This window comes from Sphingomonas sp. Root241 (assembly GCF_001428865.1).
Lineage (GTDB): Bacteria > Pseudomonadota > Alphaproteobacteria > Sphingomonadales > Sphingomonadaceae > Sphingomonas.
The window spans coordinates 390,828-410,648 of record NZ_LMIV01000001.1; the positions used below are offsets into that span (position 1 = coordinate 390,828).

Consider the following 19,821-nt stretch of genomic DNA (forward strand, 5'->3'; position numbering starts at 1 on the left):
GGCTGCCGAAAGGCGGCCGCCCTTTTCTTTTTGACGATGCGTGCTTTTTTTGGAGCCGTGCGGCATTGTTGCGGCCTTGCCTCCGATCCGGCGAACCCATATTTTCAACGCGACATGGCCGAACCCACCAAATTCATGATCCAGATGGCCGAGAACGGCGACGACGACGACACGGGCACCCGCGACCCGTCGGTCGGGCTCGCGACGCGCACGCGCACGCGGACCAAGAAGCCGACGCCGTACCGCGTGCTGATGCTCAACGACGATTACACACCGATGGAGTTCGTCGTCCTGTGCCTCCAGCGCTTCTTCCGGATGAACATGGAGGAAGCGACACGGGTAATGCTCCACGTCCATCAGCGCGGCGTGGGGGTGTGCGGGGTGTTCAGCTACGAAGTCGCCGAGACCAAGGTGAGCCAGGTGATCGACTTCGCCCGGCAGAACCAGCACCCGCTCCAGTGCACGCTGGAGAAGGCGTGAACCGCTAGCTCCGCGGTTGCGGCAGCCAACTCAGGTCCAGGCCCTGGAAGCGGTTGACGTAATTGGCCGCGCTGGCGAGTGCGCGTTCGTCGATCAGCGTGACCCGGCCCGCTTCGCGGCGGATCAGGCCGTCCTCCTCCAATTGGCGCAGCATGCGGTTGACGTGGACCGCGGTGAGCCCGGTGGCGTCGCCGATCTCCTCCTGCGTCAGGCCGAGCACGAAGGCATTGGCGATGCTCCTGTCGGTCGCGCGCAGGCGGTTGCGCAGCTCGATCAGCAATGCGGCGACCCGCGCCTTGGCGCTGGTGCGGCCGAGGGCGGCGAGCCGGTCGGTCAGCGCCACGCGCTCGATCTGGCAATAAACGAGGATCAGCGCCGAGAGCCGCGGATGATCGCGTATGATCTCCGACAAAGCGGCACGGTCGAACGGGGAGACCACGCAATCGGAAAGCGCCGCCAGGGTCTCGGGCGCTTCCTGATAGACTGCGCTCGACACGCCGAGCATATCGCCGGGGAACAGGAAGCGCAGGATCTGCCGGCTGCCGTCGTCGAGCAGCACATAGCTCATCATCAGCCCCTTGCGGAGGATGAAGAGCTCGTTGCACGCCTCATTCTCACGCTGCAGCACCGCTCCGCGGCGCACGCGCCGCTTGCGTTCCTCCAGTTTTTCGAGCGCGCCCCGTTCGCCTTTGGTCAGGTCGACGAGTTCACCCAGCACATCCGCGAAACAACTACCCGACACGCTTTTGAATTCCCCCCACCCGACGTGCAAAGCAGTGCCGTGGAATCAATGCATTAAAGTCGATCAATCGGTTTCACGGACTGCCGCGCTTGCGCACGCGCCATGAGCGGCTAGAAGCTCGGCCATGGACCGCATCCTCATCCGTGGCGGAAATCGCCTTTCCGGGAAAATCGCCGTTTCGGGGGCGAAAAACGCCGCGCTCACGCTGATGCCCTGCGCATTGCTGACCGACGAGCCCCTCACACTCCGGAACCTGCCACGCCTCGCGGATGTCGACAGCTTCGGACATCTACTGAACGAACTCGGCGCCTCGACGGCGATCGAAGGCACGCGGCCCAATGATTTCGGCCGGGTGATGACCACGCGCGCCGGCAAGCTGACCTCGACCGTCGCGCCCTATGACATCGTCCGGAAGATGCGCGCCTCGATCCTCGTGCTGGGGCCGCTGCTCGGCCGCGCAGGCGAGGCGACGGTGTCGTTGCCCGGCGGCTGCGCGATCGGCAACCGGCCGATCGACCTGCACCTCAAGGCATTGCAGGCGATGGGTGCGGAGATCGAAGTCGCCGCAGGCTATGTGAAGGCCAGCGCGCCGGGCGGGCGCCTCAAGGGCGGGCGCTTCAGTTTCCCGGTGGTGTCGGTCGGGGCGACCGAGAATGCGCTGATGGCGGCGGTGACCTGCAAGGGTACGACCGTGCTCGACAATGCGGCACGCGAGCCCGAGATCGTCGATCTCTGCAATCTGCTCGTCGCGATGGGGGCGCAGATCAACGGCATCGGCACCGAGCAGCTGGAGATCGAAGGCAAGGACCGCCTGCACGGCGCGACCTACGCCGTGATGCCTGACCGGATCGAGGCGGGCAGCTATGCCTGCGCCGCGGCGATCACCGGCGGCGATGTCGAACTGGTCGGTGCCGAGGCGAACGACATGCGCGCAACCCTCGACGCGCTCATCCAGGCCGGCGTGACGGTCGAGGAAAAGAAGAGCGGCATCCGCATCGCGGCAGAGGGCAAGCTCAAGCCGCTGACGCTGTCTACCGCGCCTTTCCCGGGCTTCGCAACCGACATGCAGGCGCAGTTCATGGCGATGCAACTGGTCGCCGAGGGGGCCAGCGTGTTCACCGAGACGATCTTCGAGAACCGCTACATGCACGTGCCCGAGCTGGCGCGCATGGGCGCGCATATCGATGTACGCGGGCGCACCGCCGTCGTGCACGGGCCGACCAAGCTGGTCGGCGCGCCGGTGATGGCGACCGACCTGCGCGCATCGATGAGCCTGATCATTGCCGGCCTCGTTGCCGAGGGCGAGACGCAGGTCAATCGCGTCTATCATCTCGACCGCGGCTACGAACGGCTCGAGGAGAAGCTCCAGGGCGTTGGCGCCGATATCGAGCGCGTCGGCGACGGCTGACGCTCGCCGCTAAATTGACTCTTTTGTCGGAAACGCGATTCATCTCGCAACATTCTTTCGCGAGGAAGAGGCAAGTTGCTGACGAGTCAAAGAGCGGCGGCGCAGTGGCCGACACCGCGAGCCAAGCAGGTGAAATCCTACATTGCAAGCAGGCGGTTGCAGGGTCTGCAATCGATCAATATCAGCCCTTCAGCGCTCCTGCTTTCGCCGGAGCACGAGCTGCTGCGACCGCTAATCACAGTGGCGAACAATGGAACAATGATGAACTCCGGTCAGGCGATTGCCCCACGCGCTTGTTAGCGATACCATCGCAAGAAACAGGAGGGGCTGAATGCGCACGCTTGAACTGGCAGCTATGGCTGCCGCGCTGACCCTTGCGGGTGCAGCGCATGCCCAGGTGTCTGGCAATCCCGCCCCGTCGGCGCCTCCGCCGCCACCCGAAATTCGCAGCCCCGACACGCGCGATTTCGACTTCAACCGGATGCGGGACGAGGTCGCCGGCCGCGCCGCGGGCCCGACCAGATCGCTACGCCCGGTCCCCGTGACTCCGGAAGATGTCACGCCGGGCAGCGACGTGCGGGATTCGAAGGGCGTCGTGATCGGCTCGATCGAGAGGGTGGGCATGGGGTACGCGGTGATCGTCAGCCCGGGCGGCAAGATCGAAGTGGAATTCGCCTCGCTCGCAAAGAACAACAAGGGGCTGCTGATCAACATGCCCAAGGCCAAATTCGACGCGATAGTAGCGGGCAGCCACAAGCCGGCGAACTGAGGCTGACCGCCCTAGCGAAGCCATCAGAAGCGGACCTGCAGCGACCATCTCCGTCTGCAGTCGCGGAGACCGCCTTGCCCCGAAGAACGGAATCGAGGGCTGGTCAGTCCGGCTCAGGGCCCCGGAGCCGGCCCTGTTTCAGGAGCGCGGGGAAGGAATGCAAACCTCAGCCCGCGCGTATAGGATTCGAATGGAGCTCCGCCATGACGCTCGCCTTCTACTATGCGGAAATCATAGTCGAAGCCGGCATGGCGCCGCGAGGCCAGCCGTTGATTGAAGCGAATCACGCCGTTTAAATAGGCAGGTGACTCGTTGCTTCCGACGGACATGTAGAGGCGCCCCTTCAGCGTGGCGCCGGATTGAGCGAAACGCTCTTCATATCGAAAGAGCCAATCATCGCTCACGGTTACGGCAGGCGTCGCGGCGATATATGCCTGGAACAGTTCGGGCCTGCTGAACATGGCGTAAAGTGTGAATAGCCCTCCGAGAGAGGCTCCTGCCAGCACCCGGTAGGACGGGTCAGTGTGATACTCCGCGTCCACCAGCGGAATTATCCTGCTTCGCAGCGTTTCCAGAAAATCTGCCGCGTGTCCGGATTTTTCGCCATTATCGCCAAAGGGGGCTGGCGAAAGTTCCCATCGGCGCAGATCACCGAAATCGAGGCCGGAGCCAGCATATCCCAATCCTATCGTGATGAATTCCGGCACGACCCGATCATAGGCAAGACCCCCTCCCATGTTCGTGATCTTGGGGAAATCCCAATAACCGTCAGTTACATAGACGACCGGATAGCGTCGGGCGGGATCTTTCCCGTAGCTTGCCGGTAAACCCACGTACAACGCATAGTGCCGACCGTTGCTGGTGACCGGCAAAGTCAGTATTCTCGAATTCGGGATCGTATATCCAGGTGCGGCCTCTTGAGCATTTACGGGCCCCAATCCGACAAAAGCCAGGCTGAAAAGCGAAAGAGCGCCGTAGAACATTTGATCGATGCCCCTTGCCAAACGGATATGCGCGCCCGTCGAAACGATGGCTATCAATTTCGGCTATTGCCCTCAAGCCAGGTGGCGGGTTGTGGGAACCTATTACGGCCCGTTTACGGCCGAGATCGGGAGCGTAGCCGCCGCTCGACCTGATCGGCCGGTTCTTGCCGCCTGACGGATTTCAGCGAAATCGTCCGGAAAGCCGGCACCGGGACAGTTCATCCGGAAGCGCGCAGTCATTCTGACACACAAGTTTGCCATGGGCCCCGGATACGCAAAGTCCGGGGGCAAGTCAGATGATCCGCAAGACCATCCGAACCAGTTTGACTGCGCTTTTCCTGGTGTTGCCGAGTCTGTCGGTGTCCGCGGCTCCGGACCAGTTCGACGGAACGATCGAGCATGCCCGCCTGTTGGACACCCTCCAGCTCGAAGGGGAGCTGTTTCATGTCCAGGGGCTCGAGCTCGATAGCCGGCGCATCTGGGTCACGTCGGTCGATCAGGAGAACCGCAAGGGCTATATCCACGAGTTCGATCGGCGCACCGGCAAGCTCCGGCGGCGGCTGGAGCTGACGGACGGAGCAAAATATCATCCGGGCGGGATATCGATTTCCGGCCGTTCGATTTGGGTTCCGGTTGCGGAGATGAAGCCGAAGAGTGCGGCAATACTCGTCGAAATCGATGCGGACAGTCTGCAGATTCGCCGGAAAATCCATGTCGCGGACCATCTGGGGTGCGTGGCGGCATCTGGCCGCAATCTCGTGGCGGGCAATTGGGACAGCGAACTGCTCTACATATTCGATCTGGGCGACAATGCGCGGATGCGCATCGTGCCGAACCCTTCCCCGACGCACTATCAGGACATGAAGTTCGTCGACGGACAGCTTGTGGCGGGCGGATCGCTGACCTTGTGGAGCGGCGCCGTCGACTGGATCGACTGGCCGTCGATGAAGCTCAGGCGAACATTGCGCGCCGGAGCGATCGGACCGGTCAGGCCCTTGGGCCGTGGCGGGCCCTATACCGGCGAGGGAATGGCGATCGAGGGCCGCGAACTGTACGTCGTGCCGGAAGACGGTCCCAGCCGCCTGTTCCGTTTCAAGCTCGATGATCCACATGAAAGCCGGTCGATATAGGCTACCTCGCTTCCGGCCTAACCCCTCGTGCTCCTCGAGAACGGGCGTGCTGCGCGGGAAGTGGCCCAGCTCGTGTTGGGCTTTGCCTGCATCGTGAAGCGCAGCTCGCCGCCGGCGGTGAGTTCCTCATGGGTGATGTAGCTGCGCGTCAGCGGCTTCCCGTTGAGCGTGGCCTGGCCGACATAGGTGTTCGACGCCGACAGTCCGTCCGCGAGCACCGTGAAGCGCTTGCCGTTCGGCAGGTTGAGCGTCGCGCGGTTCACGAAGGGGCGGCCGAGCACGTACTGGTTCGACCCCGGCGCGACCGGATAGAAACCGAGCGAGGTGAAGACCAGCCAGGACGACATCTGGCCGAGATCGTCATTGCCCGACAGGCCTTCGGGGCCGGTCTTGTACTGGCTCTCGACGATCTGCTTGAGCCGCTCCTGCGTCCGCCAGGGCTGGCCGGCGAAATTGTAGAGATAGGCGACGTGGTGGCTGGGCTCGTTGCCGTGGATATATTGGCCGATCAGCCCGGCAATGTCCTCGGCATGGCTGTAGTCGAGCTTCGAATTGTCGAAGTCGAACATCGCGTCGAGTTTCTTCACCGCCGCCTGGTCGCCGCCGAGCAGGGCGAACATCGCGGCCTGATCGTGGGGCACGAACCACGAATATTGCCAGGCGTTGCCCTCTGTATAATCCGATCCGTAGTTGATCGCAGTGGGGTCGAAGGGGGTGCGGAAGCTGCCGTCGGCCTTGCGCGCGCGCAGGAAGCCGGTCTTGGCGTCGAAGCTGCCCCGCCAGTTGCCGGCGCGCTTATCGAAGGTGGCAGCGACATCGTCCTTGCCGAGTGCGCGGGCCATGCGGGCGATGGTCCAGTCGTCATAGGCATATTCGACGGTCTTCGAAGCGGCTTCAGGCTCCTTGTCGATGGGGACGTAGCCGAGCTTCATATAGTGATCGAGCCCGCCATAGGGGCCGTAGCTCGCGCTCTTGACCATCGCATCGAGCGCGGCATTCGCGTCGAAGCCGCGCACGCCCTTCAGATACGCGTCGGCGATGACGGGGACGGCGTGATAGCCGATCATCGTCCATGTCTCGCGGCCGTGGAATTGCCAGACCGGCAGGATGCCGAACGGGCTCTCCTTCTGGCTCGCGAGCAGCGACTGGATGAAGTCGGCATTGCGGCGTTCGGGCTGGACGAGCAGCAATAACGGATGCTCGGCGCGGAACGTATCCCAGAGCGAGAAGGTCGAGTGGAAGGTGAAGCCCTCGGCCTTGTGGACCTGATCGTCGGGACCGCGATAGCGGCCGTCGGCGTCGGAGAAGACGCTCGGCGCCATCAGCGCGTGGTAGAGCGCGGTGGAAACCATCGTCTTGGTCGCGGCGGGCGCCTCGATCTCGATCGCGCCGAGGGCCTGTTCCCAGGCGGCCCGGGTCTTCGCGCGGACGGCGTCGAAATTGCCGCGCTCGGTGTCGAGGTTGGCGATCGCATTGTCCTCGTCGACGCTCGACAGCGCGACCTTGAGTTCGAGCGGCTTGTCGAGCTTGCCGAAATCGAGCCGGGCGACGATCGCGCGGCCCGCTAGCTGGTCGACATCGTCGCGGTTGCGGCCGGGGCCCTGGAAGCCCTTATACTCCACCTTCTCCTCGCGGTTGAGGAAGGCGTGGGACGTCAGGGGGGCCGAGGGGCGCATCGCGAAGAAGAGTTTCCGCGCCGGCGCCCAGCCGCGCGTCTCGCGCATGCCCGTGATCGTGCCGTCGGGGCGGACGCGGATCGACGACCAGAGCGTCTTGCCCGGATAATTGTAGAGCGCGCTGCGCAGATCGACGATCAGATGCGCGGGCGCGCCGGCGGGGAAGGCATAGCGATGCACGCCGACGCGGATTCCGGCGGTCATCTCGGCGCGGATGCCCGAATCGGCGAGGGTGACGCCGTAATAGCCGGGCTGCGCGGTCTCGGTGTCGTGGCTGAAGCGCGAGCGATAGCCCGAGCGGGGAGTCTTCGGGTCGCCGGGCTCGAGCAGGACATTCTCGCCGGTGGCGGGCATGACGAGGAAGTCGCCGAGGTCCGAATGGCCGGCGCCCGAGAAATGGGTGTGCGAGAAGCCCTGGATCGTCGGATCGTCATGGCGGTAGCCGGCGGCGTGGCCATAGCATTCGCGGATCACGCAGCCGGTGTCGGTGTCGGGGCTCAGCTGGACCATGCCGAACGGAGCGACGGCGCCCGGGAAGGTGTGGCCCTCGCCGCCGGTGCCGATGAACGGGTCGACGCTTTCGTACGTGGTCTGGGCGGCAAGCGGTGCGGCGGTGAGCGACAAAGCGGCGAGCGCGGCGAGGGCGCGGCTAAAGCTACTGGGCATGGCGGCGGGTTAAAGCATAGGCGGATGCGGCATCCAACCCGGTTCGACACGCTTCGACCCGTCACCCCGGTTTTGCCCTTCCCCTCGCTCTCCTCTATGCCCGGCTTTGCCCCCGCGCTTGCAGAAGTTGGCGCCAATAGAAGCAAATGGGGCGGGGGAAGTCTTCGGGGGTCGGGTCGTGCAATTGAGCAGTGTTCTATCGGATCGGCGCGGCGCCTGGATCTTCGTGCTCGGCTGCGCGGCGGTCACCGCGGGCGTGCTGATGCACGTGCCCATGTTCATGATGGGCAAGAGCATGCACTTCATGCTGGCCGGCATGCCGATGGGCTGGGACATGGTCGCCGGCATGGGGCTGATCATCATCGGCTGCCTGATCGCCGCATATGGCCTACTCCCGCGCGATGTCGCGGCGCACCGGGCGGCGAGCGAGAGCTTCGAGATCGCCGCGCCCGAGGACGCGCATCTGGGACCGGCGCATTGGGGGCTGATGGCGGTGCTGGTCGTCGCCCTGATCATCGACATCATGAAGCCCGCGGCACTGGGGTTCACCGTGCCGGGCATGATCATGGAATATGGCGTGCCCAAAGCTACCGTGTCGCTCGTGCCCTTCTTCGCGTTGCTGGGCACGGTGACCGGGTCGGTGGTGTGGGGCATCCTTGCCGACATTTACGGCCGCAAGGCATCGATCCTGCTCTCGGCGGTGATGTTCGTCGGCACCTCGATCTGCGGCGCGATGCCCAGCCTGGCCTGGAATATCGGCATGTGCTTCATGATGGGCGCGGCGGCGGGCGGCATGCTGCCGGTCACTTACGCGCTGCTCGCCGAGATGATGCCGAGCAGGCATCGCGGCTGGAGCCTAGTGCTGGTCGGCGGGCTCGGCGCCGTCGGCGGCTATTTCGCGGCGAGCGGCGCATCGGCATTGCTCCAGCCGATCTTCGGGTGGCGGATCCTGTGGCTGCTCAACCTGCCGACCGGGCTGCTGCTCGTGCTGCTCGGCGTGTTCATCCCCGAATCGGCCAAGTTCCTGCTCGCGCGCGGACGGCGCGCCGAGGCCGCGGCGGTGATGGCGCGGTTCGGATCGACCATGAAGAAGGTAGCGGCGCCCAGGGCGGCGGAGTCGGGCGCGAAGGCGCATGTGCCGCTCACCGGCGCCAAGCTGATCGGCAAGCTGGCGGCGCTGTCGATCGCCGCGATCGCCTGGGGATTGATCAATTTCGGGCTGCTGCTGTGGCTCCCCGCCGATCTGGTGAGCAAGGGCTATTCGGTCGCGGTGTCGAGCAAGCTGCTCGCGGCATCGGCGCTGATCGCCTTCCCGACGGTGTTCGTCTGCGCCTTCATCTACAGCCGGTGGAGCACCAAATGGTCGCTCGTCACGGTGATCGGCATCACCTTGCTCGGGTTGGTGGGGGTGATGTGGCTCGAATTGAGCGGCAGCGGATCGCCGGTGCTGCCGGTGGCGCTGCTGATCGTCGGATCGAACGGGATCATCGCGATCCTGCTGCCCTATACCGCGGAGAGCTTCCCGCTGCGGGTGCGCGGCCGCGCGACCGGCTGGGTGGCGGCATGCACCAAGGGAGGCGGCGTGTTCGCGCAATTGCTGTCGATCACCGCGCTGGTGCCGGCGATGGGCTGGGCCGCGATCGCGATCATGGTGCCGACGCTGGTGGCGCTGGGACTGGTGGCGTGGTTCGGGCGCGAGACGCGCGGCGCCGATCTGCGGCGGCTGGACGAGGCGATGGACGCGCCGCTCGTCGCCTGATTGATTTGGGTTAAATTCCAGCATGTTGCGCGCCTGAAAAGCGCCGCGCCGGGAACAATCCGCACTGCCTGCCGGTTGGAACGCCGGCAGGAGAATATAGCAACATGGCAACACGTCTGAGCGGCTTCGCAAATGATGCGGGCTCGCAATTCCTAACCGACAGCTTTCAACGTGGCCTCGCGCACTGGAATCGCGAGCGGCTCGAGCCTGGCTTCCCGAGCGAAGACTGGAGCCGTACTTTCGAACGCGACATCAGGATGCAGCGGCTGGAAGGCGGCTTCGTCGAAGAGCTGCGCGCCGAGGTGATCGACGAAGCGGCGCGGGCGCCGACGGATGTCGAAGGCTTTATCGCGTGGTTCGAGGAGCTGAAGAATTCGGGGCCGGGACAGGGCGACCCGCTGTTCCCGTGGCTGGCCGAAGAAGCGAGCATCGACGAGTTCCGCTGGTTCTTCGAGCAGGAAGCGGCGGGCGAGGCCGGGTTCGACGACCTGGTCGCGATGACGCAGGTCAAGCTTCCCGTGCGGCCCAAGCTCGAGCTCGCGCGCAATTATTGGGACGAGATGGGGCACGGCACGTTCAAGGGCATGCACGGCCCGATGCTCGATGCGCTGGTCGAGACGCTCAAGGTGAACCCCGTCATCGAGAACACCGTGTGGGAGAGCCTCGCACTCGCCAACGCGATGACGGCGATGGCGACCAACCGCCGTTATGCCTGGCATTCGGTGGGTGCGCTGGGCGCGATCGAGCTGACTGCACCGGGACGTTCGGCGCTGGTGGCGGACGGGCTCGAGCGGCTCGGCTTCAACGCCAAGGAGCGGCGCTATTTCTCGGTCCATGCGGTGCTCGACATCAAGCACAGCATCGAGTGGAACAAGGAAGCGATCCGGCCCGCGGTCGAGGAGGATCCGGCGCGGGCGACGGCGATGGCCGAGGGCGCGCTGATCCGGCTGAAGTGCGGGGCGCGCTGCTTCGAGGCGTATCGCGCGCGGCTGTGGGGCTAGGCGAACCCGCCTCCGGCTCATAGGCTGGGGGAATGAAAGCCCTGTTGCTCGCGCCGCTCCTGCTCGTCGTCCAGCAGGCAGCGCCGCTTCCCGTCCATGTCGGTGGCCGCGTCGTGACGGGCGTCCGCGCGACGAGCTTCGGCTGGCCGGGCGTGTATTTCGAAAGTCGTTTCCGCGGTCCGACGCTCAGGGTGATCACGCTTCCGCGCGCGGATCATCTGCGCCTGCTGATCGACGGGAAGCCGCGGCACGTCCTCAAGGGCGAGGGCGTCGTCGCCGTCACTCTGACCGGGCTGGGGCCGGGGGAGCATGTCGCGCGGCTCGAAAAGCTGACCGAGAGCCAGTCCGGTTCGGCGCGTTTCGGCGGCTTCTTCGCCGATGGCGGCGATGCGCTGCCGGCGGTCCCGCGCAAACGACAGATCGAATTCGTCGGGGACTCGCACAGCGTCGGCTATGGCGATACCTCGCCGAAGCGCGAGTGCACGGCGGCGGAGATTCACGACACCACCGATACGCAACAGGCCTTCGGGCCGATTCTCGCCAAACGGCTAGGCGCCGATTATCGCGTGATCGCCTATTCGGGCTATGGGATCGTGCGCAACTATGCCGGCAACAAGCCGGGCGAGAACCTGCCGTTTCTCTATGACCGCGCGATCCCCGGCGATCCGGCGCCTGCCGCCGACGATCCCGCGTGGCGGCCGCAGACCATCGTGATCAATCTCGGTACCAACGATTTCTCGACGCCGCTCAAGTCCGGCGAGGCCTGGGCCGACGCGGCGGCGCTGCGTGCGGATTATCGCACCAGCTATGTGGCCTTTGTCCGCCGGCTTCGTGCGGCCCAGCCCCAGGCACGCTTCGTGCTGATGGCGGCGGACGCCTTTCGCGCCGAGGTCGAGCAGGTGGCTGCGGCGACCGGCGCCACCGTGGTCGACGCCGGCCCGCTCGAACTGACCGGATGCGACTGGCACCCGTCGCTCAAGGATCAGCGCGCGATGGCCGATCGCCTGCAGGCCGCGCTGGCGCGCTAGGTTGAGGATTCATATTTAGCGCGTCACCCCCGCGAAGGCGGGGGCCCATCTCCCGAGCGAGCGGCAAAATACACCGGCGCGTTTGTGGATGGTGCCGGAGATGGGTCCCCGCTTTCGCGGGGATGACGAAGAGGGGGCCAGCCTGTTAGTCAAATCATCAGGTTGAACGGGGTTCCCAGTCTAGACCGCCTTCAGCGCTTCCTCGAAGTCCGAGATCAGGTCGTCGGCATCCTCGACGCCGATCGAGATGCGGACGAGATTGTCGGTGATCCCCAGCGCCTGTTTCCGCGCCTCGGGCACGGACAGGTGCGTCATGCCCGCGGGGTGGCTGGCGAGCGTCTCGGTGCCGCCGAGGCTGACGGCGAGCTTGGCGATCTTGAGCGCGTCGAGAAAGGCGAACGCTTCCTTCTCGCCGCCCTTCAGATAGAGCGAGAAGGTCGAGCCCGCGCCCGTGCAGTGGCGATTGTAGATATCGGCCTGGCGGGAGCCTTCCTCGAGGAAGCCCAGATAGCCGACATGCTCGACCTTGGGATGCGTGCGGAGGAATTCGCAGACCTTCACGGCGTTCTCGCCGGCGCGGCTCATGCGGAGCTCGAGCGTCTCCAGCGACCGCAGCAGCATCCACGCGGTGTTGGGGTCGCAGATCGTGCCGATCGTGTTGCGCATCAGCCGGATCGTGTTGATGTGCTCCTTCGATCCGAGCACGCCGCCGGCGACGAGGTCCGAATGGCCGCCGGCATATTTGGTCAGCGAATAGACGACGATGTCGGCGCCCTGCTTGAGCGGCTGGGCCCAGAGCGGCCCGAGAAAGGTGTTGTCGATTGCGATCGGCGGCCTGGCGCCCTTGAAGATCGCGTCGCGGCTGGCGGCAACGGCCTCGACATCGACCAAGGCGTTGGTCGGGTTGGCGGGCGATTCGAGATAGATCAGGGCGACGTTGCCCGACGCGGCCTTCGACAGCACTGCGTCGATCTCCTCGCGCGTCGCGCCGGCAGGGAAATCGAGCCAATGGACGCCGAAGCGGCCGAGGATGCGCGCGATCAGCGTTTCGGTGGCGGCGTAGAGCGGGCCCGAATGGACGATCGTGTCGCCGGGCTTGACCATCGACAGGAACAAAGTGGCGATCGCCGACATGCCGCTGGAGAAAGCAAGCGCGTCCTCGGCGCCTTCCCAAATGCCGAGGCGATCTTCGAGGATCTCCTGATTGGGGCCGTTGAACCGTGAATAGACGAGTCCGTCGGCGCCGCCCGGGCGCTTGCCGGTGACGCCCTCGAAATGGCGCTTGCCCGCGGCGGCATTGGGGAAGACGAAGGTCGAGGTCAGGAAGATCGGTGGCTTGAGCGACCCTTCCGACAGCACCGGATCATAGCCATGGCCCATCATCATCGTCGACGGCTTGAGTTTCCGCCCGCCGATCTTGTCGACATTCGCCCTGGGGCGGCGGCGCGGCGTGGCGCCGGTCAGCTCGGCTTCGGTTTCGTCGGTCATTCAGGCTCTCCGGTTCGATATCTGTTTGATCGTTCCCTAGCCGAAGAGCCGTTTCAATTGATACCAATTATCGCGATCTGCCGGCCGTAATCGGGTTCGCCGCGGTGGGTCGCGCGGCGAAAGCTGTAGAAACGGTCCTCGTCGGAATAAGTGTCGAGCCCGAGTGTCTCGACGGTGCGGATTCCCGCCGCGGCGAGGCGGTGCGCGACATAGGCTTCGAGGTCGAACTGGTGGTGGCTGGGCCTGCCATCGGCGAAGAAGCGTTCGTTGGCGGGATCGGATTCGGCGAAGCGGCGGAAGAAGCCGTCATCGACTTCGTAGCTGGCGCGGGCGATGCACGGGCCGACCGCGGCGGCGATGCGCTCGCGCTTCGCCCCCAGCGTCTCCATCAAGGCGATCGTCGAATCCGTGACGCCGCCGATCGCGCCCTTCCAGCCGGCATGCGCGGCACCGACCACGCCGGCCTCGCGATCGGCGAGGAGAACGGGGGCGCAGTCCGCCGTCAGGATGCCCAGCGCGAGCCCGGGACGGTCGGTGACGAGTGCGTCGGCGCGCGGGCGCAGGCGATCCTCGAACGGCTCGATCACCGCGACGGCATCGGGCGAGTGGACTTGGTAGACCGTGACCAGTCGGCCTCCTGGGAGCACTGTTTCGCTGGCGCGGCGGCGGTTCTCGGCGATCGCCTGTGGGTCGTCAGCCGAGCCGGTGCCCACGTTGAGTCCGGCCACGACGCCGGTCGAGACGCCACCGCGCCGGCCGAGAAAGCCGTGCGGGATCCCGTCGAGCGCGCGGGCGCGGGTGGCTTCGATCTCGCTCATAGGTCTGGGCTCACAGATCGAGGCTCATCAGTCGATCCTCGTCCTCATGTTCGCCGACCATGAACACATAGCGGCCGCGATCGACGAAGCCGTAGCGCTCGTAGAACCGCTTGGCCCGGTAATTCTCGATATAGACCGACAGCCACAGGGTCGCGGCACCGCGGGCCCGCGCCGTCTGAAGCGCCCAGTCCATCAGCGCCTGCGCCGCGCCGGTGCCCTTGCCGCGCTCGCGCAGATAGAGCTGGCGTAATTCGATCGGCGCGGGGCCGGGTTCCACGGGGAGGGTGATCGGACCGAGCTTGCAATAGCCGATCAGCCCTTCGGCGTCCTCGGCGAGGCGGAGGGCGAGCCCGGGGGTGGCGAATTCCTCCGTCCACGCTTCGGGCGTGAATTTGGCGAGGAAAGTCGCGAGATTTTCCGGGCTGTAGAGATGGCCGAAGGTCGCGATAAAGCTTTCGCGGAACAGCGCGTCGATCGCGGGGAGGTCGTCCGGGGTGGCGTCGCGGTAGGATATCGGGTGATCAGGCATCTTGTCGGTCATGCAAACCCCGCAGGAATGGGCCAGCCCGGGGCAGTGAGGGCGAGGACCTTGAACAACTCGCCCATCGCCTCTTCGCCGATCAGCCGATCGCGGTCGATTGCCAGCGATTCGGCACGGTTGGGGGAGGCCTTGGCGAGCGCTTCGGTGCGCGCCTCTATGCCGAGCGTCTTGAGGAACGCTCCCTGCGTCACCGGGCCGTGGACGATCAGGCCTTCGGCCTCGGCGGCTTCCTTGAGCGTCGCGAAATCGACATGCGCGGTGAGATCGGCCTCGCCGGGCTCCTCGAACGGATTGGCGTAAGCGTGTCCGCGCACCGCCTGGAGCGTGTCGCCGATTGCCGGGCCTTCATAGCCATAGTCGATGATCAGCGCGGCGCCGCCCTGCGCGGTCAGCCGGGTGGCGAGTCCGCGCAGCACTGCGACGCCGGCGGGCGAGGTCTCGAGGATCGACCCTGGCGCGGCCCCGCGCAGGTCGGGCGGGATGATCATGTCGAAGCTGCGGTCGCCGGCGATCGGCAGGAACAAAATGTCCTGACACGCGACCAATCGCTCGCGCCAGCCGTCCTCGGTCGCGACGAGCTGGCGGATCGGCAGCGCGTCGAAGAATTCATTGGCGACGATGAGGAGCGGGCCTTCCTCAGCGATGCCGGTGAAGCCGAGATGCCATTCGGCGCCCGGCACCCGCTCGGCCTGCGCGGCGCGCAGGGTCGGGCTGGTCTCGATGAAGTCGACCGGCGGTTTAAGTCCCGTCTTGGCCATTGCGCGCAGCGCATCGGCGGCGAGCGTGCCGCGGCCGGGGCCCAGTTCGACATAACGCGCCGACGGGCGTCCGGCGCGGTCCCACAGGTCGGCGAGCCACAGTCCGATCAGTTCGCCGAACATCTGGCTGATCTCGGGCGCGGTAGTGAAGTCGCCGCGCGCGCCCAGCGGATCGCGCGTCGCATAATAATGCGCGTTCGCCGCGCCCATGAATTGCGACAGCGGGATGGGCCCGGCCATCGTGATCGCGCGGGCGAGGCGTTCGGGAAGGAGCGGTTCGGAGTTCGTCATATCCATTCGGGACGGCAGGATTACGCCACGCTCTCCGACCCCGCGATCGGCTCGACGCGCTTGCGGCGGCCATTGGCGGTGGCGATCAGATAGATGCCGCCCACGATCATCGGGATGCACAGCCACTGGCCCATGTGCAGGCCGGTCGCGTCGACCAGCCAGACGAGCTGGGCATCGGGCTCGCGGAAGAACTCGACGAAGAAGCGGCACAGGCCGTAGCCGAGCACGAAGATGCCGACGAGCTTGCCGGGCTGGTAGCGCGAATCGGTGCGCCAGAAGAAGAACCACAGGACGACGAAGAGCAGGATGCCCTCCAGCCCCGCCTCGTAGAGCTGGCTCGGGTGCCGCGCGGGCTCGGGCAGGCCAGTCTGCACGGTGTTGCGGAAGACGATCGCCCAGGGAACATCGGTGGGTTTGCCCCAGAGTTCGCCGTTCACGAAATTGGCGAGGCGGCCGAAGAACAATCCGAACGGCGCGACGCAGGCGACGTAATCGTGGATGCGCAGCCAATCGAGCCCCTGGCGCCGCGCAAGCAGGATGATCGCGACCGTCGTCCCGATCACGCCGCCGTGGAACGACATGCCGCCATCCCAGAGCCGAATGATCTGCGACGGATTCTCCAGGATCATGTCGGGCGCATAGAACAGCACATAGCCGATCCGCCCGCCGAGGATGATACCGAGCGTCGCGTAGAAGACGAGGTCGTCGGCATGGCGGCGGGCCATCGGCGCGCCGGGCTGGGCGAGCAATTTGAGCAGGTACCACCAGCCGACCAGGATGCCGGCGATGTACGCCAGCGAATACCATTTGATCTGGAAGAAGCCGAGATTGACCGCGACCGGGTCGAGCCCGAGGTCCTTGAAGTGGAGATGGTCGCCCGCGGCGGCGAGAAGGTGGAGCAGCACGGTCTTGTCGTTCCCCGGCAATCGATCTTGCCGCAGCGATAGAGCAGCCGGGCGGCAAACCCAACGCCTTTCACGCGGCTGGCGTCGAGCGAAGCCGCGCGATACAGCGTCGCGATGGCGGTGGACACCAGCACGCGCAGCAAGCTCGATCGGCGGACGCTGCTGATCGGCGGCGGCGTCGGGATCGGGCTCGTCGTCGCCTGGGCGGCGTGGCCGCGCACCTATCTCCCCAATCTCACTCCGGCGCCGGGCGAGAGCCTGTTCGGCGCGTGGCTCAAGATCGGCACCGACGGCCATGTCACGGTCGCCGTCCCGCAATGCGAAGAGGGGCAGGGGGTCTATACCGCCCTGCCGCAGATCATCGCGGACGAGCTCGGCGCGGACTGGAAGATGGTGGGTGTCGAGCCTGCGCCGCTCAATCCGCTCTACGCCAATCCGCTTGCCGCGGAGGAATTGTTCGCGGCCGCATTGGGGCCGCTTCCGGAGGCGCTGCGCCGCGCGCACATCCGGCGGTCGGGACTGATGCTCACCGGCGCCTCGACTTCGATCCGCAATTTCGAAGGCGAGCTCCGGCACGCCGGCGCGGCGGCGCGGGTGCTGCTGGCCAAGGCAGCGGCGAAGCGCTGGGGCGTCGACTGGAAGGCCGTCGGCACCTTCAACGGGCTCGTCTATCAGGGCAGCCAGAAGCTCGGTTTCGGCGCGCTCGCGGCGGAGGCGGCGGATCAGAGCCTGCCCGACGACGTGCCGCTCAGGACGGGCGAGGGGCCGGGACTCTTCGGCCAGCCGCTGCCGCGGCTCGATGCGCCGCCCAAGATCGACGGCAGCGCCAACTTCGCCGCCGATATCCGGCTGCCCGACATGGTCTATGCCTCGATCCGGCAGGGGCCCGCCGGCGAGACCGGGCTGGTCAAGGTCGATCGTGCCGCCGCCAACCGCATTCGGGGCATGCTCGCGGTGGTCACCACCGACGATTGGGTTGCCGCGGTCGCCGACAATTGGTGGGCGGCGGACCGCGCGATCGATGCGATGCGGCCGCGCTTCAAGACGCCCGAGCCAGTGATCAACAGCGATTCGATCGAGCAGGCGTTGAGCGCGGCGTTCGATGCCGAGGGTAGGCGGATGGCGGAGGCGGGGGATCTCTCGGCGCAGTTCCGCGGCGCGCAATTGGTCGCGGCCGAATATCGCGTCGGCCTCGCGCTCCACGCCCCGCTCGAGCCGATGACCGCGACCGCGGTCCATCGCGACGGGCGGCTGACCTTGTGGTTGCCCACGCAGGCGCCCGGACTCGCGCGGGCGGCCGCCGCGCGCGCCGCGGGGCTCGGCGAAGGGTCGGTGATCCTCCATCCGACGATGGCGGGCGGCTCGTTCGGTGCCAAGCTCGAAACCGACGCCGCGGCACAGGCCGCCTTGCTCGCGATGCGGATCGGCCGGCCGGTGCAGCTCACCTGGTCGCGCGGCGAGGATTTCCGGCGCGATCGCTTCCGTCCCGCCGCCGCCGGGCGGATGGCTGCGCGGCTCGATCCGCAGAAGCAGCTCACCGGCTGGCTCGCCAAGATCGCCGCGCCGTCCACCGGCCGCGAGCTTGCCGGGCGCCTGCTGCGCGGTGCCGCGATCCCGGGCATCGGACTGGCGCTGAGCGGCAGCGATCCCGGTGCCGTGGCGGGCGCGGTGCCGCCTTATGCGATTCCGAATCTCGCGGTGGACCATCATCCTGCCGAGATCGGAGTGCCGACCGGCTATTGGCGCTCGGGCGCCCATAGCTACACCTGCTTCTTCACCGAGAGCTTCCTCGACGAACTCGCGCATGTCGCCGAGCAGGACGCATTGTCGTTCCGCATGGCGATGCTTGGGGGACAGCCACGGCTGGCGCGCTGCCTCCAGACCGTGGCACAACTCGGCGGCTGGCAGGGCGGGCAGCCGGGCAGCGGGCAGGGCATCGCGTGCCACAGCTTCCGCGGCTCGCATATCGCTGTGCTCGCCGAGGCGCAGCTGACCGGCGATCGCCGCGTCAAGGTCGAGCGGCTGGTGGCGGCGGTCGATTGCGGGCGAATGGTCAATCCCGATCTCGTCATGCAGCAGATCGAGGGCGGGCTGCTGTTCGGGCTGGCCGGCGCCGTGGGCAGTTCGACCGGCTTCACCGAGAATGTCGCCGATGTCCGCGACATCACCGAGCTTCGCCTGCCGACGCTCGCCGACTGCCCCGACATTACCGTCGAATTGATCCGCAACAACGAGGAGCCCGGGGGCGCGAGCGAGCTCGCGGTGCCGCCGGTCGCCCCGGCGATCGCCAATGCGCTGCAGGCGGCGACGGGCGTGCGCTTTCGCCGATTGCCCTTGCTATCGGACATGGAATGATCCCGCCGCCCGATCATCCGAAGATCCCGCCGGCCAGAGTGGGGGTGCTGCTCGTCAATCTCGGCACGCCCGACGCGCCCGAGGCCAAGGCGGTGCGGCGCTACCTCGCCGAATTCCTTTCCGACCGGCGCGTGATCGAGATCCCGAAGCTGGTCTGGAAGCCGATCCTCCACGGGATCATCCTGCGCACGCGGCCGGCCAAATCGGCGCATGCCTATCGGCAGGTGTGGCAGGAGGGCGGCTCGCCGCTCGCCGCGATCACCCGTGCGCAGGCCGAGGCGCTGCAGGGCGCGTTCGGGCCCGATGTGATCGTCGATCATGCGATGCGCTATGGCCGGCCCGCGCTTGGCGAGCGGCTGCGCGCACTCAAGGAAGCGGGCTGCGAGCGCATCCTGATCGCGCCGCTCTATCCGCAATATTGCGCGGCGACGACCGCGACTGCCAACGACGCGGCCTTTGCCGAGCTGGCGAAGATGCGCTGGCAGCCGGCGCTCCGCACGCTGCCGCCTTATTTCGACGATCCGGCGCATATCGCGGCGCTGAAGCAATCGGTCGAGGCATCGCTCGCGGCGCTCGATTTCGAGCCCCAGGCCGTGCTCGCCAGTTTCCACGGCATGCCGGAGCGGACGCTGCATCTCGGCGATCCCTATCATTGCCACTGCCGGAAGACCGCGCGGCTGCTCAGCGCGGCGCTGGGACGCGAGCTCACGGTCACTTTCCAGTCGCGCTTCGGCCGCGCCAAATGGCTCGAGCCGGCGACGGAGACGGTGCTGGCGGGGCTTCCGGCCAAGGGCATCACCCGGATCGCATTGGTCGCGCCCGGCTTCTCCGCCGATTGCGTCGAGACGCTCGAGGAGCTGGCGATCCGCGGCCACGAGACCTTCATCGCGGCGGGAGGCACGCATTTCGCAGTGCTGCCTTGCCTCAATGCAAGCAATCCCGGAATCCTTATGCTCAAGAAGATATTGGAACGGGAACTTGCGGGCTGGGCAGACGCTCCCTAGCGTTACGTAACGACAACGG

Annotated in this window: 17 protein-coding genes; 9 read left to right on the forward strand and 8 right to left on the reverse strand. The window is 66.3% G+C overall.

Annotation, left to right across the window (positions count from 1 at the left end):
* Positions 1-144: 144 nt before the first annotated feature.
* On the forward strand, positions 145-480 hold the full coding sequence (gene clpS / locus ASE13_RS01960) for an ATP-dependent Clp protease adapter ClpS (protein WP_056614568.1): 336 nt from the start codon (positions 145-147) through the stop codon (positions 478-480).
* 4 nt (positions 481-484) lie between these two features.
* On the opposite strand, the gene ASE13_RS01965 is transcribed toward clpS, so the two are convergent.
* Entirely contained in the window at positions 485-1,195 is a 711-nt protein-coding gene (locus ASE13_RS01965) for a Crp/Fnr family transcriptional regulator (RefSeq protein ID WP_056614570.1), read from the reverse strand.
* A gap of 151 nt (positions 1,196-1,346) precedes the next feature.
* On the opposite strand from ASE13_RS01965, the gene murA reads away from it, so the two are divergent.
* On the forward strand, positions 1,347-2,630 hold the full coding sequence (gene murA, locus ASE13_RS01970; RefSeq protein WP_056610678.1) for a UDP-N-acetylglucosamine 1-carboxyvinyltransferase: 1,284 nt from the start codon (positions 1,347-1,349) through the stop codon (positions 2,628-2,630).
* A gap of 331 nt (positions 2,631-2,961) precedes the next feature.
* A complete protein-coding gene (locus ASE13_RS01975; RefSeq protein WP_156404686.1) occupies positions 2,962-3,399 on the forward strand; it encodes a hypothetical protein in 438 nt (145 codons plus the stop codon).
* A gap of 113 nt (positions 3,400-3,512) precedes the next feature.
* Here the strand turns inward: ASE13_RS01975 and ASE13_RS19110 are convergent, their stop codons facing one another.
* Positions 3,513-4,382, reverse strand: coding sequence for an alpha/beta hydrolase (locus tag ASE13_RS19110; RefSeq protein WP_156404687.1), 870 nt, complete (start codon positions 4,380-4,382; stop codon positions 3,513-3,515).
* Positions 4,383-4,741: 359 nt separating this feature from the next.
* Here ASE13_RS19110 and ASE13_RS01980 point away from each other — a divergent pair, with 359 nt between their 5' ends.
* Entirely contained in the window at positions 4,742-5,512 is a 771-nt protein-coding gene (locus ASE13_RS01980; RefSeq protein ID WP_156404688.1) for a DUF6454 family protein, read from the forward strand.
* A gap of 17 nt (positions 5,513-5,529) precedes the next feature.
* Here the strand turns inward: ASE13_RS01980 and ASE13_RS01985 are convergent, their stop codons facing one another.
* Positions 5,530-7,854: a GH92 family glycosyl hydrolase gene (locus tag ASE13_RS01985; protein ID WP_056610688.1), complete on the reverse strand. Its 2,325-nt coding sequence runs from the start codon at positions 7,852-7,854 to the stop codon at positions 5,530-5,532.
* A gap of 178 nt (positions 7,855-8,032) precedes the next feature.
* Between ASE13_RS01985 and ASE13_RS01990 the strand changes: the two genes are divergently transcribed.
* The 3 genes from ASE13_RS01990 (at position 8,033) to ASE13_RS02000 (ending at position 11,642) form a co-directional block, all read left to right on the forward strand.
* Positions 8,033-9,613: an MFS transporter gene (locus ASE13_RS01990; protein WP_235536811.1), complete on the forward strand. Its 1,581-nt coding sequence runs from the start codon at positions 8,033-8,035 to the stop codon at positions 9,611-9,613.
* Between the two features lie 104 nt (positions 9,614-9,717).
* Positions 9,718-10,614: an iron-containing redox enzyme family protein gene (locus ASE13_RS01995; RefSeq protein WP_056610694.1), complete on the forward strand. Its 897-nt coding sequence runs from the start codon at positions 9,718-9,720 to the stop codon at positions 10,612-10,614.
* Between the two features lie 32 nt (positions 10,615-10,646).
* Positions 10,647-11,642 (forward strand): SGNH/GDSL hydrolase family protein, encoded by a 996-nt coding sequence (locus tag ASE13_RS02000; protein WP_056610696.1) that lies wholly within the window; start codon positions 10,647-10,649, stop codon positions 11,640-11,642.
* Positions 11,643-11,822: 180 nt separating this feature from the next.
* Here the strand turns inward: ASE13_RS02000 and ASE13_RS02005 are convergent, their stop codons facing one another.
* The 5 genes from ASE13_RS02005 to lgt are packed head-to-tail and all read right to left on the reverse strand — an operon-like array spanning position 11,823 to position 16,443.
* Positions 11,823-13,130, reverse strand: coding sequence for a cystathionine gamma-synthase family protein (locus ASE13_RS02005; protein ID WP_056610699.1), 1,308 nt, complete (start codon positions 13,128-13,130; stop codon positions 11,823-11,825).
* A gap of 53 nt (positions 13,131-13,183) precedes the next feature.
* On the reverse strand, positions 13,184-13,948 hold the full coding sequence (pgeF, locus tag ASE13_RS02010) for a peptidoglycan editing factor PgeF (protein WP_056610702.1): 765 nt from the start codon (positions 13,946-13,948) through the stop codon (positions 13,184-13,186).
* 10 nt (positions 13,949-13,958) lie between these two features.
* Positions 13,959-14,489 carry a GNAT family N-acetyltransferase gene (locus ASE13_RS02015; protein WP_235536812.1) on the reverse strand — a complete coding sequence of 177 codons (531 nt, stop codon included), beginning with the start codon at positions 14,487-14,489 and terminating at the stop codon, positions 13,959-13,961.
* Positions 14,486-15,538, reverse strand: a complete 1,053-nt coding sequence (locus ASE13_RS02020; RefSeq protein WP_056614576.1) for a class I SAM-dependent methyltransferase — start codon at positions 15,536-15,538, stop codon at positions 14,486-14,488. Before ASE13_RS02020 ends, ASE13_RS02015 begins: the two co-directional genes overlap by 4 nt.
* Before the next feature lie 20 nt (positions 15,539-15,558).
* Complete coding sequence (gene lgt, locus ASE13_RS02025; RefSeq protein ID WP_056614578.1) at positions 15,559-16,443, reverse strand: prolipoprotein diacylglyceryl transferase; 885 nt, start codon at positions 16,441-16,443, stop codon at positions 15,559-15,561.
* Positions 16,444-16,557: 114 nt separating this feature from the next.
* On the opposite strand from lgt, the gene ASE13_RS02030 reads away from it, so the two are divergent.
* Positions 16,558-18,798 (forward strand): xanthine dehydrogenase family protein molybdopterin-binding subunit, encoded by a 2,241-nt coding sequence (locus ASE13_RS02030; RefSeq protein ID WP_056610706.1) that lies wholly within the window; start codon positions 16,558-16,560, stop codon positions 18,796-18,798.
* On the forward strand, positions 18,795-19,802 hold the full coding sequence (gene hemH, locus ASE13_RS02035; protein ID WP_056610709.1) for a ferrochelatase: 1,008 nt from the start codon (positions 18,795-18,797) through the stop codon (positions 19,800-19,802). The genes ASE13_RS02030 and hemH overlap by 4 nt, the downstream gene beginning before the upstream one ends.
* Positions 19,803-19,821: the final 19 nt, after the last annotated feature.

Excerpts from the sequence above, each read along its gene's own strand:
- clpS (WP_056614568.1), top strand. The coding sequence starts at position 145 with ATGGCCGAGAACGGCGACGACGACGACACGGGCACCCGCGACCCGTCG.
- murA (WP_056610678.1), top strand. The coding sequence starts at position 1,347 with ATGGACCGCATCCTCATCCGTGGCGGAAATCGCCTTTCCGGGAAAATC.
- ASE13_RS01975 (WP_156404686.1), top strand. The coding sequence starts at position 2,962 with ATGCGCACGCTTGAACTGGCAGCTATGGCTGCCGCGCTGACCCTTGCG.
- ASE13_RS19110 (WP_156404687.1), bottom strand. The coding sequence starts at position 4,382 with ATGTTCTACGGCGCTCTTTCGCTTTTCAGCCTGGCTTTTGTCGGATTG.
- ASE13_RS01985 (WP_056610688.1), bottom strand. The coding sequence starts at position 7,854 with ATGCCCAGTAGCTTTAGCCGCGCCCTCGCCGCGCTCGCCGCTTTGTCG.
- ASE13_RS01995 (WP_056610694.1), top strand. The coding sequence starts at position 9,718 with ATGGCAACACGTCTGAGCGGCTTCGCAAATGATGCGGGCTCGCAATTC.
- ASE13_RS02000 (WP_056610696.1), top strand. The coding sequence starts at position 10,647 with ATGAAAGCCCTGTTGCTCGCGCCGCTCCTGCTCGTCGTCCAGCAGGCA.
- ASE13_RS02005 (WP_056610699.1), bottom strand. The coding sequence starts at position 13,130 with ATGACCGACGAAACCGAAGCCGAGCTGACCGGCGCCACGCCGCGCCGC.
- pgeF (WP_056610702.1), bottom strand. The coding sequence starts at position 13,948 with ATGAGCGAGATCGAAGCCACCCGCGCCCGCGCGCTCGACGGGATCCCG.
- ASE13_RS02015 (WP_235536812.1), bottom strand. The coding sequence starts at position 14,489 with ATGACCGACAAGATGCCTGATCACCCGATATCCTACCGCGACGCCACC.
- ASE13_RS02020 (WP_056614576.1), bottom strand. The coding sequence starts at position 15,538 with ATGACGAACTCCGAACCGCTCCTTCCCGAACGCCTCGCCCGCGCGATC.
- ASE13_RS02030 (WP_056610706.1), top strand. The coding sequence starts at position 16,558 with ATGGCGGTGGACACCAGCACGCGCAGCAAGCTCGATCGGCGGACGCTG.
- hemH (WP_056610709.1), top strand. The coding sequence starts at position 18,795 with ATGATCCCGCCGCCCGATCATCCGAAGATCCCGCCGGCCAGAGTGGGG.